The 16041-nt window shown below is 61.6% G+C and carries 14 protein-coding genes; 5 read left to right on the plus strand and 9 right to left on the minus strand.

Going from position 1 to position 16041, the window contains the following annotated elements; translation table 11 throughout:
• Position 1 precedes the first annotated feature (1 nt).
• Positions 2-1120, plus strand: a complete 1119-nt coding sequence (locus tag J2046_RS22990; RefSeq protein ID WP_210055859.1) for a M24 family metallopeptidase — start codon at positions 2-4, stop codon at positions 1118-1120.
• 110 nt (positions 1121-1230) lie between these two features.
• Here J2046_RS22990 and preA read toward each other — a convergent pair whose 3' ends face one another.
• Positions 1231-2544 carry an NAD-dependent dihydropyrimidine dehydrogenase subunit PreA gene (gene preA, locus J2046_RS22995; RefSeq protein ID WP_210055861.1) on the minus strand — a complete coding sequence of 438 codons (1314 nt, stop codon included), beginning with the start codon at positions 2542-2544 and terminating at the stop codon, positions 1231-1233.
• 14 nt (positions 2545-2558) lie between these two features.
• The gene (locus tag J2046_RS23000; protein WP_210055863.1) at positions 2559-3920 is read right to left on the minus strand and encodes an NAD(P)-dependent oxidoreductase; all 1362 of its coding nucleotides are present in this window, start codon (positions 3918-3920) and stop codon (positions 2559-2561) included.
• A 226-nt stretch (positions 3921-4146) separates the two neighbouring features.
• Between J2046_RS23000 and J2046_RS23005 the strand changes: the two genes are divergently transcribed.
• Positions 4147-4560, plus strand: coding sequence for a DUF2325 domain-containing protein (locus J2046_RS23005; RefSeq protein WP_210055865.1), 414 nt, complete (start codon positions 4147-4149; stop codon positions 4558-4560).
• Complete coding sequence (locus J2046_RS23010) at positions 4541-4759, plus strand: hypothetical protein (RefSeq protein ID WP_210055947.1); 219 nt, start codon at positions 4541-4543, stop codon at positions 4757-4759. Before J2046_RS23005 ends, J2046_RS23010 begins: the two co-directional genes overlap by 20 nt.
• A gap of 13 nt (positions 4760-4772) precedes the next feature.
• Here the strand turns inward: J2046_RS23010 and J2046_RS23015 are convergent, their stop codons facing one another.
• From J2046_RS23015 to J2046_RS33935, 6 genes are all read right to left on the minus strand, one after another.
• Positions 4773-6440 carry an ABC transporter ATP-binding protein gene (locus tag J2046_RS23015; protein ID WP_210055867.1) on the minus strand — a complete coding sequence of 556 codons (1668 nt, stop codon included), beginning with the start codon at positions 6438-6440 and terminating at the stop codon, positions 4773-4775.
• Positions 6437-7384, minus strand: coding sequence for an ABC transporter permease (locus J2046_RS23020; RefSeq protein ID WP_233470217.1), 948 nt, complete (start codon positions 7382-7384; stop codon positions 6437-6439). The genes J2046_RS23015 and J2046_RS23020 overlap by 4 nt, the downstream gene beginning before the upstream one ends.
• Complete coding sequence (locus J2046_RS23025; RefSeq protein WP_210055868.1) at positions 7384-8391, minus strand: ABC transporter permease; 1008 nt, start codon at positions 8389-8391, stop codon at positions 7384-7386. The genes J2046_RS23020 and J2046_RS23025 overlap by 1 nt, the downstream gene beginning before the upstream one ends.
• Positions 8392-8487: 96 nt before the next feature.
• On the minus strand, positions 8488-10080 hold the full coding sequence (locus tag J2046_RS23030; RefSeq protein WP_210055870.1) for an ABC transporter substrate-binding protein: 1593 nt from the start codon (positions 10078-10080) through the stop codon (positions 8488-8490).
• A 31-nt stretch (positions 10081-10111) separates the two neighbouring features.
• A complete protein-coding gene (locus J2046_RS23035) occupies positions 10112-10792 on the minus strand; it encodes an AroM family protein (RefSeq protein ID WP_210055872.1) in 681 nt (226 codons plus the stop codon).
• A gap of 173 nt (positions 10793-10965) precedes the next feature.
• Positions 10966-11922 (minus strand): AroM family protein, encoded by a 957-nt coding sequence (locus J2046_RS33935; protein ID WP_325169776.1) that lies wholly within the window; start codon positions 11920-11922, stop codon positions 10966-10968.
• A gap of 145 nt (positions 11923-12067) precedes the next feature.
• On the opposite strand from J2046_RS33935, the gene J2046_RS23045 reads away from it, so the two are divergent.
• Complete coding sequence (locus tag J2046_RS23045; protein WP_210055874.1) at positions 12068-13147, plus strand: DUF917 domain-containing protein; 1080 nt, start codon at positions 12068-12070, stop codon at positions 13145-13147.
• A complete protein-coding gene (locus J2046_RS23050) occupies positions 13144-14718 on the plus strand; it encodes a hydantoinase/oxoprolinase N-terminal domain-containing protein (protein WP_210055876.1) in 1575 nt (524 codons plus the stop codon). Before J2046_RS23045 ends, J2046_RS23050 begins: the two co-directional genes overlap by 4 nt.
• Positions 14719-14847: 129 nt before the next feature.
• Here J2046_RS23050 and J2046_RS23055 read toward each other — a convergent pair whose 3' ends face one another.
• Positions 14848-15966, minus strand: coding sequence for a mandelate racemase/muconate lactonizing enzyme family protein (locus tag J2046_RS23055; protein ID WP_210055878.1), 1119 nt, complete (start codon positions 15964-15966; stop codon positions 14848-14850).
• Positions 15967-16041: the final 75 nt, after the last annotated feature.

The raw sequence follows: 16041 nt of genomic DNA on the forward strand, positions 1-16041 counted from the left end.
CATGTTCTCCCGGGCAGAATTTGAACGTCGGATCGCTCGCGCCCGGGGCGTCATGATGTCCGCCGGTGCGGATCTGCTGCTCGTCGACAGCGGCGAGCTCCTGGCCTGGCTGACGGGCTATACCGTGTCTGAAACCATGTATCGCGCGGCCTTCCTGCCACGCGAGGGCGATGCCTGGTTCACGCTGCGCGCACTCGACGAGGCGCCGTGCCGTGAGAAGAGTTGGATTACGGATATCGTCGGTTTTGCCGATACGGAGGAGGCGCAGGCTGCGGTTGCCGCCAGCATCTGCGATCGCGGATTTGCCGGTATGCGGATCGGGCTGGATACCAACTCCTACAGCATGAGCGCCCAGACGTTCATGCGTCTGAAAACGCTTCTTCCACAGGCGGCATTCGTGCCCATGCCGGGGCTCAGCGATAGTCTGCGCTGGGTGAAGTCGCAAGAAGAGATCGCGATTCTCAAGCAGGCGTCCCTGATCGCCGACAAGGCAATGCTGGAAATCGCGCGTCATGCTAGGCTTGGGATGACGACCCGCGACGCGGCTGCTATCGCCTCCAATGTCTTCCTGCGCGAGGGCGCCGATACCGGCGAAGTCGGACCTGTCGTAAAGGCGTGCGGTAACCACGAGTTCTTGCATGGTGCATTCAAGACGGAGGAGATCGAAGAGGGCGACATCTTGCATGTCGAACTCATTCCGCGCGTCGGAAACTACGGTGCGCGCATCATGCGGCCGATCATTGTCGGTGCGCCCCCTGCCGCCCTTTCTGCCAGCGCTGACAGGCTGGTGGAGCTTCAGGATCGGCAGATCGCAGCGATGAAGCCGGGGACGATCGCCCGCGATGTGGATGCGATCATGAGGCAGGGAGCGCTCGGCTCAGGCCTGCGGCCGTCTTATGACAACGTCACGGCTTACACACTAGGTCTATACACCCGCACCCCGCGCACCAGCGATTTTTCCAGCGTTTTTCTGCCGACGTCGGATTGGGCGCTGGAGGAGGGGATGGTGTTCCATCTTTATGCGACTGCGCTGGGTCTCGGCTTCAGCGAGACGGTCGTTGTCAGTAACGATGGGGGCCTGCGACTGACTCAATGTCCAAGGCACATCTTGCACACGTGATGAATTGTCAGGTGGCTCCGACGGATGGTTAAGCTGTAACCATCCATTGCTGATCCGGAAAGGGCGGTAGGAAATGCCTCGGCCGCGCTGACCGAGACATCACGGTTCAGCTACTCCGCTGCCTGCCTTGCCATCGGGTTGTTCGGATGCGTCGTCCAGTTGGCGTAGTTCGGATCGACCACTTTGCCGGTGCGTTTGTCGAGCTCGCCGGGTTCAAGCCCGACCATGGTGATGCAGTTCTCGACCGGACAGACGTTGACGCAGAGATTGCAGCCGACGCATTCCTCTTCCATCACCTCGAAGTGGCGGACGCCGTCGATCATATTGGTGATCGCCTGGTGCGAGGTATCCTCGCAGGCGATGTGACAGCGGCCGCATTTGATGCAGGCGTCCTGGTCGATATGTGCCTTGGCGATGTAGTTGAGGTTGAGATACTGCCAGTCGCTGACGTTTGGAACGGCGCGGCCGATGATGTCGTCGAGGCTCCTGTGGCCCTTCGCGTCCATCCAGTCGGAAAGGCCGGTAATCATCTCCTGGACAATCTTGAAGCCGTAGGTCATGGCAGCAGTACAGACCTGCACGTTACCGGCCCCGAGCGCCAAAAATTCCGCCGCATCCCGCCAGGTGGTGATGCCGCCGATGCCGGAGATCGGCAGACCGTAGGTTTCCGGATCACGGGCGATCTCGGCCACCATGTTGAGCGCGATCGGTTTCACCGCCGGGCCGCAATAGCCGCCATGCGAGCCCTTGCCGCCGACCGTCGGATTGGGGGCGAAGTTGTCGAGGTCGACGGAGACGATCGAATTGATCGTGTTGATCAGCGACACGGCATCGGTGCCGCCCGCCTTCGCCGCGCGAGCGGGCTTGCGGATGTCGGTGATGTTCGGAGTGAGCTTGGTGATGACCGGCATGCGGGTGTACTGCTTGCACCAGCGCACCACCATCTCGATATATTCCGGCACCTGGCCGACCGCCGAGCCCATGCCGCGCTCGGACATGCCGTGGGGACAGCCGAAATTGAGCTCGATGCCGTCGGCGCCGGTCTCCTCGACGAGCGGCAGGATCGCCTTCCAGGCGTTTTCCTCGCAGGGGACCATGATAGAGGCCACCAGCGCCCGGTCCGGCCAGTTCATCTTCACCTGCTTCATCTCGCGAAGGTTGGTGTAGAGGTCGCGGTCGGTGATGAGCTCGATATTGTTCAGGCCGAGCAGGCGGCGGTCGGCACCCCAGATCGCGCCGTAGCGCGGGCCGTTGACATTGACGACCGGAGGGCCTTCTTCGCCCAGCGTCTTCCAGACGACGCCGCCCCAGCCCGCCTTGAAGGCGCGCTCGACGTTATAGGCCTTGTCGGTCGGCGGTGCGGAGGCAAGCCAGAAGGGGTTCGGGGACTTGATGCCGACGAAATTGTTGCGGAGATCAGCCATGGTTCGTTCTCCTCTTAGGCGACGGCAACGGCAGGCTGCGCACCCGCAGCAAGCATGCGGTTGATGGATTCAGCGGCATCGCGTCCTTGAGCGACGGCCGAGACGGTCAGGTCCTCGCCGAGCCCGATACAGTCGCCGCCGGCCCATACACCCTCGATCGAGGTGCGGCCTTCGGCATCGACGGCGATCTTGCCTTTGTCCATCGTCAGCGCTCCGAGGCCGGACGCCGCGAATGTCTGGCCGATCGCCTTGAAGATCTGGTCGGCGGCGATGACGCCGGTTTCTCCCGTGCCGACGAGCTTGCCGTCGCGGATCGCGGTATATTCCACCTCGATGCCGGCCACCTTGCCGTCCTTGCCGAGGATCGTCTTCGGCGCCAGCCAGTGGCGGATGATGACGCCGTTGGCGGTTGCGAGATCCTGCTCATAGGTCGAGGCGTTCATGTTCTCCTTGCCGCGGCGGTAGCAGATCGTCACTTCCTCCGCCCCAAGCAGCTTGGATTGGATCGCGGCGTCGATCGCGGTCATGCCGCCGCCAAGCACGACGACGCGCCGTCCGATCGGGATCTCCGCCTTGTCCTTCGCCTGACGCAGCGTCGCGATGAAATCCACCGCGTCCTCGACGCCGGAAAGGCTCTCGCCCTCGATGCCGAGGCCGTTGACGCCGGCAAGCCCCATGCCGAGGAAAACCGCGTCATATTTGGAGGTCAGGTCGGCAAGCGAGAAATCGCGGCCGAGCATCTGGCCGTTTCTGATTTCGATACCGCCGATTGCGGTCACGTAATCCACCTCGCGGCTCGCGAAGTCGTCGACGGCCTTGTAGGTGGCGATGCCGTATTCGTTGAGGCCGCCCGCCTTTTCGCGCGCTTCGAGGATCACGACGGAATGGCCATGCATGGCAAGCCGATGGGCCGCGGCAAGACCGGCGGGGCCTGCCCCGACGATCGCGACCGTCTTTCCGGTCGGCGCCTTGCGGGCATAGAACTGCTTGCCCGTCTCCATTGCGATGTCGGTCGCATATCGCTGCAATCTGCCGATCTCGACAGGCTTATCTTCCGCAGTGTTGCGCACACAGGCTTCTTCGCAGAGCGTTTCGGTGGGACAGACGCGGGCACACATGCCGCCCAGAATATTCTGATCGAAGATCGTCTTGGCCGAGCCCAGCGGATTGCCCGTCGATATCTGCCGGATGAACATCGGGATATCGATCGACGTGGGACAGGCCGTCATGCACGGCGCGTCGTAACAGAAATAACAGCGGTCGGAAGCGACCAGCGCTTCATGCCGGTCAAAACGTGGGTGCAGGTCGGCGAAATTGGACTCATATTCCGCCGGCGTGAGGCGGCCGGCCCCAATACCGTTTCCCAGTCGATCCATCTTGGTTCCCTCTTTTATGGATTCATGGACAACTATTGATCAAAGCGTATCACAGCCCAAAAATTTATCAAACGGTAAATTTTTGTCGTAGCCAACCTGTCAGGCGGCCGGATATATCCTGATGAAAAGAGTCGACTTTAATCTTTACTATGAAAATCAAGTTTAATATGGTGCTCTCCATCGAGAGGGCCTGTCCCACAGATTCGGCTGCCAAACGGGGAGCGTCATGGCGAAGAAACAGAAGCGGAAGAACGGCAATAGCGGCGCGGAAGAGGCCGGCAAGGCGGCATCGTCAGCGGCCGGCAGTAGCGCGATCGATGTCCGCAGCTTTCTCTATGTCGGCGGGCGCGACTGTCAGGTTGCGCATCTGCGCGAAATCGCCAGCAAGCATGGCGCGGAGCTGATCCATCATGACGGCGGCCTACGCGAAGCTGTTTCGCGCATCGATACCGTGTTGCCGTCGGTCGACTGCGTTTTCTGCCCCATCGACTGTATTAGCCACGACGCATGTCTGAGGGTGAAGACCGGCTGCAAGAAGTTCGGCGTCACCTTCGTTCCGCTGCGCAACGGCTCGAAATCCAGTCTGGAACGGGCGCTCCAGACCATGAAGGAACGCAATGATGAACGAAGAACGTCGTGACATGAGCCTTTTCATCGGCCTGCACAAGCTTGCCGAACAAAATGGCGATGGACTCGTGCCGGAACTTTATGCGCTGCTATCCGCCCGCGCCGGGGCCGGGCCGGATATGACCAATGTGGTGACTTTCCCGGCAAGCGTGTCTCAGAAATCCGTGATGCAGCCGGACCAGACGGGCCGGCTGCTGGCATTCCGGCGATAGTTCAATCAACCTATTAACGGATGCGATCGGCTCTAGGCCCCAGGCTTGCTGCCCGAGAGGTCTTTCTGCCGCTTTCGATGAGCGCCTTTGTGTAGTCCTGACGGGGCGACAGGAATATCTGTTCCGTGTCACCCTGTTCGACGATCTCGCCGCGCTTCATGACGATCGTCCGGTCGCAGATCTGGCGGATGACTGCAAGATTGTGCGAGATGAAGACGTAGGTCAGGTTAAGCTCCGCGCGGAGTTGTTGCAGGAAATCCAGCACCTGCGCCTGTACCGAGATGTCGAGTGCCGAAGTCGGTTCATCGAGGATCAGAAGGCGCGGATTGAGTGCAATCGCGCGGGCGATGCAGACGCGCTGTTTCTGGCCACCGGAAAGCTCATGCGGATAACGATATTTGAACATCTTCGGCAGTTGCACGATGTCGAGCAGCGCCTCGGTGCGGGCTTCGATGTCGCGACGGCTCATGCCGGTCTGGATGTGAAGCGGCTCACCGATCGCATCGCCGATCGTGTGGCGACCGTTGAGCGCGGAATGCGGGTTCTGGAAGACGAACTGCATGTGCCGGCGCATCTGCCTGAGCGGTTCGCCGGTCAGGCCCGAAATACTCTGCCCGTCGAAGATGATGTCACCTGATGTCGGTTCGATGAGGCGGAGCAGCATGCGTGCCAGCGTCGATTTGCCGGAACCCGATTCGCCCACGACACCGAAGATTTCGCCCGTCTTCACGGAAAGGCTGATGCCATCGACGGCCGCGAATTCCGTGCCGGACTGGCTGCGGTAAATCTTCTTCAAATCGATCGCCTGAAGGAGCGCGCCGGGCTTGGCGGGGTTGGCCGGCGATGATTCGGCGGCAACCTTCGCGGCTGCGGCGTCGATATCCGGAACGGCGGCGAGCAGGCGCTGGGTATATTCGTGCTGCGGACGGCTGAGGATGTCGGCCGTCAGGCCCTGTTCGACGATCTCACCCTTGTACATGACTGCGCAGCGTTTCGCGATCGTTGCGATCGCGCCGATATCGTGACTGATCATGATGACGGTGAGGTTCAGCTTCTCGACCAGTGAGTTGATGAGATCGAGCACCTGTGCCTGGACGGTCACATCGAGGGCGGTTGTCGGTTCGTCGGCGATCAGCAGGTCCGGCTTGCCGGCGAGCGCCATGGCGATCAGAACGCGTTGACGCATGCCGCCGGAAAGCTGGTGCGGATATTGGGAAAACAGCATGGCCGGGTTCGGCAGGCCGACCTGGTCTAGCAGTTCTTCGGTTCGGACGCGGCGTGCCGCCTTGGAGGAAACGCCTTGGCCGCCAGCCTTCTCATGCGCGGCGATGACGTCGGAAATCTGCCGTCCGACCGTGAAGAGCGGGTTGAGATAGGTCATCGGATCCTGGAAGATCATCGAAATGCGGATACCGCGGATCTTCGTCCAGTCCCGTTCCGAAAGCGCGGTGATGTCCTGACCATCAAACGTGATGCTGCCTTCGATGACTTTGGAATTCTTCGGGCCGATGCCGAGCACGGAGCGCACCAGCACAGTCTTGCCAGAGCCGCTTTCGCCTACGATGCCGAGCGTGTCGCCGCGATTGACGGTGAGGTTGATGTCTTTGAGCACATGCACCGGACCATCGAATGTGCCGATGTCGAGCCGGTAGTTCTTGATGTTGAGAAGAGGTCCGGTCATCGGTCGCGGCTCCGGGGATCGAGGATATCACGCAGGCCGTCGCCCAACAGGTTGAAGCCGAGCACGGTGAGGAAAATGGCCGCACCGGGAAAGAGCGAATACCACCACCAGTCCGGCATATAGGTGCGGGCGACCGAGATCATCGCGCCCCATTCCGGCGCCGGCGGCTGGGCCCCCAGACCGATGAAGCCGAGGCTGGCGGCGGATAGGATCGCCATGCCCATGTCCATGCTCATCTTGACGATGATCGGCGAGAGGCAGTTGGGCAGGATGTGATGCCAGAGGATCCACGGCGTCCTGGCGCCGATCGAACGGGCCGACTCCACAAAAAGCTCCTCCTTGACGGAGAGCGTTTTCGCCTCGACCAGTCTCACATAGCCCGGCCACCAGACGAGCGAGAGCGCCAGCACGCAATTGGTAATGCCGGGGCCAAGCGCCGCGACGATCGCCAGCGCCAGCGCTAGGCCCGGTACGGCCAGGAAAAGTTCCGTGATGCGCATGATGATCGCGCGCACCCAGCCGCCGTTATAACCGGCGATGATGCCAAGCGGCACGCCGATCAATGCGCCGATGCCGGTGATGATGAGGCCTATCCAGAGCGAGGTGCGGGCGCCCATGATGACGCGCGAGAAAATGTCCGCGCCCATTTCGTCGGTGCCGAACCAGTTGGCGCCGCCAGGCGGCATCAGCTTGTTGGACATGTCGATTGCACCGCTTGCCGCTTCCGGAAAAGGCGCGAGCACGGGGCCGAAAGCCGCGAGCAGCAGAAAGATCACGACCAGCGTCAGGCCGAGCATGGAGGAGAAGCTCTTGCGGAACATGTGGGCATAGAGTCGCCACTGGCGGATCTGACTTTCATGCCGTTCGCGGAAGGTCAGCGGGCGGGGAAGCGCCGCCGGATCGTTGACCGGGGCGGAGACCGGCGTGGTCATCTGGGTCGTCATCACGCGCTCCTGAGACGGGGATCGATCCAGGCATAGGCGAGATCGACAAGGGTGTTGGCGACGATGAAGAAGAAGCCGATCATCAGCGTCACGCCGATAACGGGCTTGAAGTCGGAGGAAAGGGCTGAAGACACGGCATAAAGACCGATGCCCGGCCAGTCAAAGACGGTTTCGACCAGTACGGTCGAACCGAGCATCCAGCCGAAGCGCAGCCCGATCATCGCAAGCGTCGGCAGCATGGCGTTCTTCAGCGCGTAGAGCCCGACGATGCGGAAGGAGGCGATGCCGTGGGCGCGTGCCGCGACGATATAATCGGACTGCAGTACCTCGATCATCTCGGCGCGATTGACGCGCAGGATGGAGGCAAGACAAGGGAAGGAGAGTACGACGGCCGGCAGGATGATGTGCTGCAGCGAGGTCCAGAAGGTCGAGAAGCGGCCGGAGATCAGGCTGTCGACAAGGAGCAGGCCGGTGTAGGCTTCCGGCGGTCGGGTGACGAGCGGCAGGCGGCCCGAGACCGGCAGCCAGCCGAGATCGACCGCGAACATCAGCTGCAGGATGATTCCGAACCAGAAGGCCGGAAGTGCGACGCCGGAGATCGAGAAGATGCGCGTCACGTGGTCGAGCGGCCCGTCCTTGTAGACGGCCGACAGCATGCCAAGCGGTACGCCGACGACGATACCGAGCGCCATGGCGACGAAGACGAGTTCAAGCGTCGCCGGTGCATAGCGCAGCACCTCTTCCAAGACCGGACGGGTGGTGACGATGGACTGGCCGAGATCGCCGCGCACGAGGTCGCCCATATAGACGATGAACTGTTCGGGCAGCGACTTGTCGAGACCATATTCGCTGCGGATCGTCGCCACCATGTCCTCGGTGGCGTTCGGGCCGGCCACCAGACGAGCGGGATCGCCCGGCGCGACATTGGTAATAAGGAACGTCAGCGCGGCAATGCCGATCATCGTGCCGATCAGCGTCAGCAATTTGCGGAAGGCGAATATCAGCATCGTCTTCTCCATTCAATTATAACTGCGCATGGCCCGAAACTGGGGAGCCGGGCCATGTGCACCATTCTGGCTGCAAGGTGGGGGAACAGCCAGCGGTTATTCGGCCTTCACCCACAGAGGATAGAGGTCAACTTCACCCGTGAAGCGGACCGGGCTGAACTGGAAGCCCTGCAGGTAGTCACGGCGGGCCCAGCGGCGGTTCTGCAGCATGCCGAAGACTTCCGGCTGGTCGGCGACGATCTGCGTCTGAATGTCGGCGTAGAGCTTGGCGCGCTCATCCCAGTTGGTCGAGCCGCGTGCCTTGTCGATCATCTCCGAAACCTTCGGATTGTCGTAGAACATCATCGCGTAATACTGGCCCCAGCTCGCCTTGTGGTACTGGTATGCGACGGCGTCCGGATCGGTGGAGACCGGCGTCGTGTAGACCGAGGTCATGGCCGGCGAGGTCTCGACCTTCGAGCCGTTGGCGACCATGTTCGGCCACTGCTCCGGCTTGATCTCGACATTGATGTTGAGCGGCTTCAGGCTGTCGAGCAGCACGAGGCCGATGCGGCGGGCTTCTTCGAGGCCGGCGACATGCACATAAGGCAAGGTGAGGCCGCCATTCGGATAACCGGACTTGGCAAGATATTCCTTGGCCTTGGCGAGATCCTTGCGCGGCATGCCGGGAACCGGAATATGGCCTTTCATGGCGTCCGGGAGGGGGCTGGTCTCCAGCGTTGCGGCGCCGTTATAGACCTGGATCAGCGCGTCGTAGTCGAGCGCATAGGCGATCGCCTTGCGCAGGTTGATGTCGGCGGTCGGACCCTTCTGCGTGTTGAATTTGATGCCGAAGGTGGTCATGCCCTTGTGGTCTTCGATGGCGATGCCGGGTACCCGCTTGATCTGCATGTAATCATCCGGCGTCAGCCCTTCGACGATATCGGCTTCGCCGCGCTGCAGTGCCGCCTTCTGGGCGGCGGGCTCGCGGATGATCTTGAAGATCACGCCGGCCGGGCGGTTCTCGTCACCCTGCGGCCAGCCCTTCCAGTAGTTCTCGACGGATTCGACTTCATAAAGGACGTTCGGCTCCCAGCGACCGAGCTTGAACGGGCCGGAGCCGGCCGCATGGTCGGTCAGCCACTTCTGGCCGTAGTCGCCGTCCACCTCATGCGCCTTCACCTCGGCAGGATTGACGATGTACCACCAGGGCAGGAAGGAGAGGAAAGGTGCATAGGGAGCCTTGAGGTCGAACTTCACGGTATAATCGTCGACCACGCTGATGCCTTCCGGCGCCAGAAAGTCCTTGAGCATCCAGGCGACGCCCTTGTTGAGCTTCAGGCCGCGCTCGAAGGAGTAGCGGACGGCTTCTGCCGTCACCGGATCGCCGTTGTGGAATTTGGCGGTCTTGGCAAGGTGGAAGGTCCAGGTCTTTCCGTCGGCGCTGGTTTCCCACTTTTCGGCAAGCCACGGCTTCAACTCGGCGGGATCCCCCTCATATTTCAGAAGCGCGTCGTAGACAGCCTGCTGGATCATGCGCGTTGACCAGTCATAACGGATGTGCGGATCGAGGACCGGGATCGCCTGCCGGCCGCCGAATACGATCACGTTCCCCTTATCGGTGCGCTCGAAGGCACCGGCCGGTGAGACGAGGACCGACGAGGCAAGCAGCCCCGTAATTGCGATATTCCTGATGATTTTGCCGAACATTCGTTCCCTCTCTTCTTCGTATGTTGGTTGTTCAGATCATTTGACGGACAACGCCCGCGACGACGCGGCGCGACAGGAGAACAGGGGCATCGACGGCGCGGCGGACTGCATCGAGCATGCCGGCGGAATAGCCCATGCAATGCATGACGATGAGGTCGCAGCCTTCGAGCTGCCTGGCGCGTTCGGCGATATCGTCGCCGGCATAGGGCGACGCCGAGACGATGTGCGGTGCCCCTTCGAAAACATGCCGTTCCGAAAAATCCTTCACCTGCCGTTCGAGCGGTACGATGACCCCGAGCTTGCGGGCGGAGGCGGCCAGAGCCTCGACTGTCGAGTCGACGATGCGCTGCGCCTCGACGACCAGTGTATGTTCGAGCGGCTCAATCTTCGTGCCGGTGCACAGGAGGACGATCAGGTCGAAACCTTCACCATCGATCGTCTTCAGGAGAAGATTCAGCTTTTCTTCGGTAAGTGCCTTGGAGGAAACGATTTCTTCGCCGCTCTTCAAGCGCGTTGCGAAGGAATGCTCACCGTCTCTGGCGCGCATGGCATCGAGCTCTTCCGCGTTCATGCCGTCCAGCACGCCGAATTCGCGAAATTCGATACAGCCTTCCGGCAGGCCGACGGCAATCTCCGCCATCATCTCGGGAACGACATCCACACGGGGCGTCTGGCCGATCGTCACAAAGGCAATCTTGGATTTGGATGGCATGCTGTCGTCAATTCCCCTGCATGTTTGATGACAGGGAGCCTAACGCCCGGAAGCGCGCCTTCACTATAGGGTAATGCCCCTAGTCCGACATGATTCTGACATCTTTAATGCGACCAATTTTTAGGCAGATCGGCTTTTCAACGCAATTTTCTTGCGCAGACTGCCTTTTTCGGTCACGGATGGCCGGCGGCGACCACCATGCGGATGAGCGCGTTGGAAGAGGTGACTTCCATCTTGCTCATCACGTTCGAGCGATGGATTTCGACCGTCTTCGGACTGATGCCGAGCTGGCGGGCGATCGCCTTGTTGGACAGGCCTTCCGCAACCAGCGACAGGACCTGACGTTCGCGCGGCGTGAGCCGCAGGAGCTTTTCGGAAAATTCCGGTGAAACGCCGGGCAGCGTGACGGGATGGGTGCCGTGCAGCAAAAGGCGGATGGCGCTTGCGACGATGCGGCGGGCGAGCACCACAGGCTTGCCGCTTGCCTTGGCGACCATCTGGCGGTCGGCTTCCGTAAAACTCACGGAATTCAGGACGATGATCTCCGCGTCGGCAAGATCGACAAGGGCACTTGCCAGCAGCTTTTTGTCGCCGTCGGCGGCGTAGCTGGCGCTGATCTTGTAGGGCGCCAGCGCCGGGATTTCGAGTTCGCCTATCTGTTGCTGCAGCGGCTGAATGAGGCCGACGGCGGAGCCGTGCGCGGCGAGCGAAATGACCGCCGATTCCATCGCGCGCTGGGCGTTGACCGTCGGGCAGGTGCTCTCGAAATCGCGAAAAAGTCCGGTCGACAGGATCACCACCAGATCGAATTCGTTGGGCTGGAAGGCGGCGGCGATCTTCGCCATGCGCTCAGCGATCCGCGGCTTGGAGATGACGATGTCGCTGCCGTCAGCGAGCCGGGTGACGATGCTGGTCTCGCCGGGACGCACTCTCAGATCATCGATTTCCGCCTCGGAAAGACCGTCCAGAGCGCCGATTTCCAGCGCTTCTATCGGTATATCAAGGTTTTCCAGCATGTCGCCAATGATATCCGTGCGCGGCGACTGGCCGACGCTCAAAAACATGACGCGATGACGGGCTTCCGCTGCTTCCGGTGAGGCCGAAGCCGGATTGTATGAGCTCTTCGTCACGGGCAGGGAATCGGTCCTTTCGATCGTCTCGGCATGATGGTTTTAGGCATGCACAAAATCAAGGCAAGCTCATTCTAGGGGCAGTCCCCTATAGGCATCCTTCCTCACACATGGCTAGGTTCTAGCACATTCTTCGGAGGTAAACATGATCCGTGATTTCGAAGCGGGTGAGATCGACCCGCTTGCCGTGGGCGCCTGGATTCTCGGAACTGGCGGGGGCGGCAGTCCCTATCTGGCCCAGCTGAACCTGAAAAAACTCTACAAAGACGGTAAGCGCGTCAAGCTCATCGATCCCAAGGCGCTCGATGACGGCGATGCCGTTGCGGTTGTCTCGAAGATGGGAGCGCCACTGGTCGGCCAGGAACGCCTTGTCGATCCCGCCCATCTTGCCCGCGCCATGCAACTCATGGAGGAATACACCGGCCGCAAGTTCCGCGCCGTGATGAGCGTCGAGATTGGCGGCGGCAACGCGCTGTCGCCATTCCTCGCCGCCGCCATGCTGGATATCCCGGTGGTCGACGCCGATGCGATGGGCCGCGCCTATCCGGAAGCGCAGATGACGAGCTTCGCGATCGGCGACCTGCCGATGTACCCGCTGACGCTGGTCGATTGCCGCGACAACGAGGCGATCGTCGCCAAGGCCGCTTCGTGGAAGTGGATGGAGCGCATCTCCCGCAAGATTTGCACCGAAGTCGGTTCCACCGCCGCCACTTGCAAGGCACCGCGCACCGGCCGCGAAGTCAAGGAGTGGGGCGTTCTTTACACGGTGACCAAGGCCGTCAGCCTCGGCCGTGCCGTGCTCGACGCCCGTGCCGCCCATACCGATCCGGTCGAGGCCGTGCTTTCCCACGAGGGCGGCAAGGTGCTCTTCAAGGGCAAGATCGCCGACGTGGATCGCACCACGACCGGCGGCTTCCTGCGCGGTTCGGCGATGATCGAAGGTCTCGACGGCGACCGCGGCTCGAAGGTCGAGCTTGCCTTCCAGAACGAGTGGGCGGTGGCCTTCCGCGACAGCCAGCCGATCGCCATGACGCCGGACCTGATCTGCCTGCTCGATACGGTTTCGGGCGAAGCAATCGGCACGGAGACGGTACGTTACGGCCAGCGCGTGACGGTGGTGGCGTTGCCTGCGCCGGATGTGCTGACCAGCCCCAAGGGCCTGGAGCATGTGGGCCCACGCGCCTTCGGATATGACCTTGATTTCAAATCGGTGTTTGCAGCATGAAGCGGATCGGAATTGACGTCGGCGGCACGAATACGGATGCCGTGCTCATCGATGGCGAGAAGGTAATTTCGGCCATCAAGTTTCCAACCACCGCCGACGTAATGCAGGGCGTGGTCAATGCGATCGGCCACGTGGTCTCCTCCCAGGCGCCGGGCGCTTCGCCGGTCGATGCGGTGATGATCGGCACGACGCATTTCACCAATGCGGTGGTCGAGCGCGCCCGCCTGGAACGGGTCGCCGCGATCCGCATCGCGATGCCGGCGGGCGCCTCGCTGCCGCCGATGATCGACTGGCCGGACGAGTTGCGGGACGCGGTCGATCCGCTCTCCTTCATGGTGCATGGCGGCCATGAATATGACGGCCGCCCGCTTGTGCCGCTCGCCCGTGATGAGATCCGCGATGCAGCTATGAAGATTCGCGATGCCGGCGTAGATTCCATCGGTATCACCGCACTCTTCTCGCCGCTGACGGCCGAATGCGAGCTGGAAGCCGCCGAGATCATCCGCTCAGTCATTCCGAGCGCGCGGATAACGCTGTCGCACACGCTCGGCCGCATCGGTCTGCTGGAGCGCGAGAATGTCACGCTCCTGAACGCCGCGCTTCAGGGCCTCGGGCGCAAGACGATCGACGCCTTCAAGGATGCGCTTCTGCGTGCCGGCATCGACGCTCCTTTTTACCTGACCCAGAACGACGGTACCGTCGTTCTGGCCGATGTCGCGGCCGCCAACCCGGTCTACAGCTTTGCTTCCGGTCCTACCAATTCCATGCGCGGCGCGGCCTTCCTGACCGGCCTCAAGGAAGCGATGGTCATCGACGTCGGCGGCACGACTTCCGACATCGGCTGCCTTGTCGGCGGTTTTCCGCGTGAAGCCAACAATGTCGTCGAGGTCGGTGGTGTCCGCACATTGTTCCGCATGCCCGACCTTTTGCCGATGGCGCTCGGCGGCGGTACCATCATCGATCCGGAAACCCGCAAGATCGGTCCGCGTTCGGTCGGCTATCGCATCACAGAAAAGGCGCTGGTCTTCGGCGGCGATACGCTGACCACGACGGACGTGGCGGTTGCCGCCGGCCTCGTCGAGATCGGCGACAGGGATCGGGTCAAGCATCTCGACAAGGCGATGGTCGCGGACCTCCTGAAGCGTATCGAGGCGATGGTGGAGGACGGCGTCGACCGGATGAAGACCTCGGCCGAAGGCGTGCAGTTGATCGCCGTCGGCGGTGGTGCGTTCCTGATCCCCGAAAAGCTAAAGGGGGCGAGGGAGGTGCTGCGTGTCGAACATGCGGGCGTGGCGAATGCGTTGGGTGCCGCAATGGCGCAAGTTTCCGGCGAGGTCGATCAGGTCTTCTCCGACATGTCGCGCGACAATGCGATCGCCGAGGCCGACCGCATTGCTCGCCGGCGTGCGGTCGAGGCCGGTGCGGATCCGAACTCGATCGTGACGCTCGACACGGAAGACATTCCGATCGCCTATCTGCCGGGTGATGCACGACGCGTGCGTGTGCGCGTCGTCGGTGACATCGCCTTCATGAAGGAAGAGGAGAAACGTGCAGCCGATGGCATGCGTTAACAGAGTGGCGGCAGTGCCTCTCCGGTGAGCCCAGTCTGAAAGATCATCCGGATCGCAAGACGCTGCATCCTAAGCGATGGGCGGCGATCCGGATTTCCTTGTTGAAATCCAGCCCCTCAGCTATCGGATTTATCCCAGAGACTTGCCATAGCGCTCAAAGGCTTGTGGGAGAGGGGTCGTGCTCGCCCCCGGCTGTTGTGGTCTTCTGAAGATGCCGCTCTCCACGTTCGCCGGCTCGTGGAAGTGATCCTTGATCCAGGGAATGTATTCGAGGATTGCCGAGGCTGGATGCCAGTAGCTCAGGTGAACATGCACCTGGCTCATTTCGCCGGCATGCGGGACGACAGGTAGGCGGTTCGCCAGAGCCAGATCCGCTACCTGGATATATTCGGTAACGCCGCCCAGGCGCGTCACATCCGGCTGGACATAGTGTACCGCTCCAGCGCTGATAAAGCTTCTAAAGGCATCGACGGTATAGAGCTGCTCGCCGAGTGCGACAGGGATGGAGGTGTTCCGGGCGAGGGCTGCATGGCTTGCCACGTCGTCGTACCACATCGGTTCCTCGAACCAGTAGATGTCGAGGTCGCGCGCCCGTGCACAGAAACGCTGGCAGGTGGGAAGATCCCATTTGCCGTTGGCGTCGATGGCAATCCGGACTGCGCCACCCACGCGCTTGCGGACCGCCTCCAGCCGCTCGATGTCGATGTTGGGATCGTCGTGGCCCACCTTGATCTTGATGCGGGTGAATCCGTCTTGCTCGACAGCACGGGCAGAACCCGCGATGAGTGCTTTCGTCGAGAACGAGAGCCAGCCAATATCGGTATTGTAGGCTTCGAGCTTCTCGGTTCGTGCTCCACCCAGGAGTGACCAGAGGGGGACGCCTGCCTTCTTCGCGGAAAGATCCCACAGCGCAACATCCACCGCCGCCAGCGCAAGATGCGTGATACCGGCGCGCCCGACCCACTGGAGGGCGGGATGACGGGCAAGCTTCGTCCAAAGACGCTGATGGTCGGAGGCGTCCTCGCCCATCAATAGCGGCGCATAGCAATCGCGAATACACGCCGTGATCAGGCGGTCTGACGGCAGGTGGGCATGGGTTCCGGTAAAGCCGTAGCCCACCAGGCCGTCTGTCGTGGTGATTTTCGTCCCCACGACTCCCCAGTGCGTAATGCTATGGGTGGAATCGGAGATCGAATCCGAGGTGAGCGGTAGGTGCAGGATAAACGGTTCGACGGCTGAAATTTTCATGATGGGACCTCCTCCCGTACGCGGACTATTTTGAAATGGGCGGACCGCTGGCCCAAACATAAGCTCGGCTTCGCC

The organism is Neorhizobium petrolearium (genome assembly GCF_017873175.1).
Taxonomy (GTDB): Bacteria; Pseudomonadota; Alphaproteobacteria; order Rhizobiales; family Rhizobiaceae; genus Neorhizobium; species Neorhizobium petrolearium.

Bases quoted from the DNA above. Each gene is read 5' to 3' on its own strand.
- J2046_RS22990 (WP_210055859.1), top strand. From the start codon at position 2: ATGTTCTCCCGGGCAGAATTTGAACGTCGGATCGCTCGCGCCCGGGGC.
- preA (WP_210055861.1), bottom strand. From the start codon at position 2,544: ATGGCTGATCTCCGCAACAATTTCGTCGGCATCAAGTCCCCGAACCCC.
- J2046_RS23000 (WP_210055863.1), bottom strand. From the start codon at position 3,920: ATGGATCGACTGGGAAACGGTATTGGGGCCGGCCGCCTCACGCCGGCG.
- J2046_RS23005 (WP_210055865.1), top strand. From the start codon at position 4,147: ATGGCGAAGAAACAGAAGCGGAAGAACGGCAATAGCGGCGCGGAAGAG.
- J2046_RS23010 (WP_210055947.1), top strand. From the start codon at position 4,541: ATGAACGAAGAACGTCGTGACATGAGCCTTTTCATCGGCCTGCACAAG.
- J2046_RS23015 (WP_210055867.1), bottom strand. From the start codon at position 6,440: ATGACCGGACCTCTTCTCAACATCAAGAACTACCGGCTCGACATCGGC.
- J2046_RS23020 (WP_233470217.1), bottom strand. From the start codon at position 7,384: ATGACGACCCAGATGACCACGCCGGTCTCCGCCCCGGTCAACGATCCG.
- J2046_RS23025 (WP_210055868.1), bottom strand. From the start codon at position 8,391: ATGCTGATATTCGCCTTCCGCAAATTGCTGACGCTGATCGGCACGATG.
- J2046_RS23030 (WP_210055870.1), bottom strand. From the start codon at position 10,080: ATGTTCGGCAAAATCATCAGGAATATCGCAATTACGGGGCTGCTTGCC.
- J2046_RS23035 (WP_210055872.1), bottom strand. From the start codon at position 10,792: ATGCCATCCAAATCCAAGATTGCCTTTGTGACGATCGGCCAGACGCCC.
- J2046_RS23045 (WP_210055874.1), top strand. From the start codon at position 12,068: ATGATCCGTGATTTCGAAGCGGGTGAGATCGACCCGCTTGCCGTGGGC.
- J2046_RS23050 (WP_210055876.1), top strand. From the start codon at position 13,144: ATGAAGCGGATCGGAATTGACGTCGGCGGCACGAATACGGATGCCGTG.
- J2046_RS23055 (WP_210055878.1), bottom strand. From the start codon at position 15,966: ATGAAAATTTCAGCCGTCGAACCGTTTATCCTGCACCTACCGCTCACC.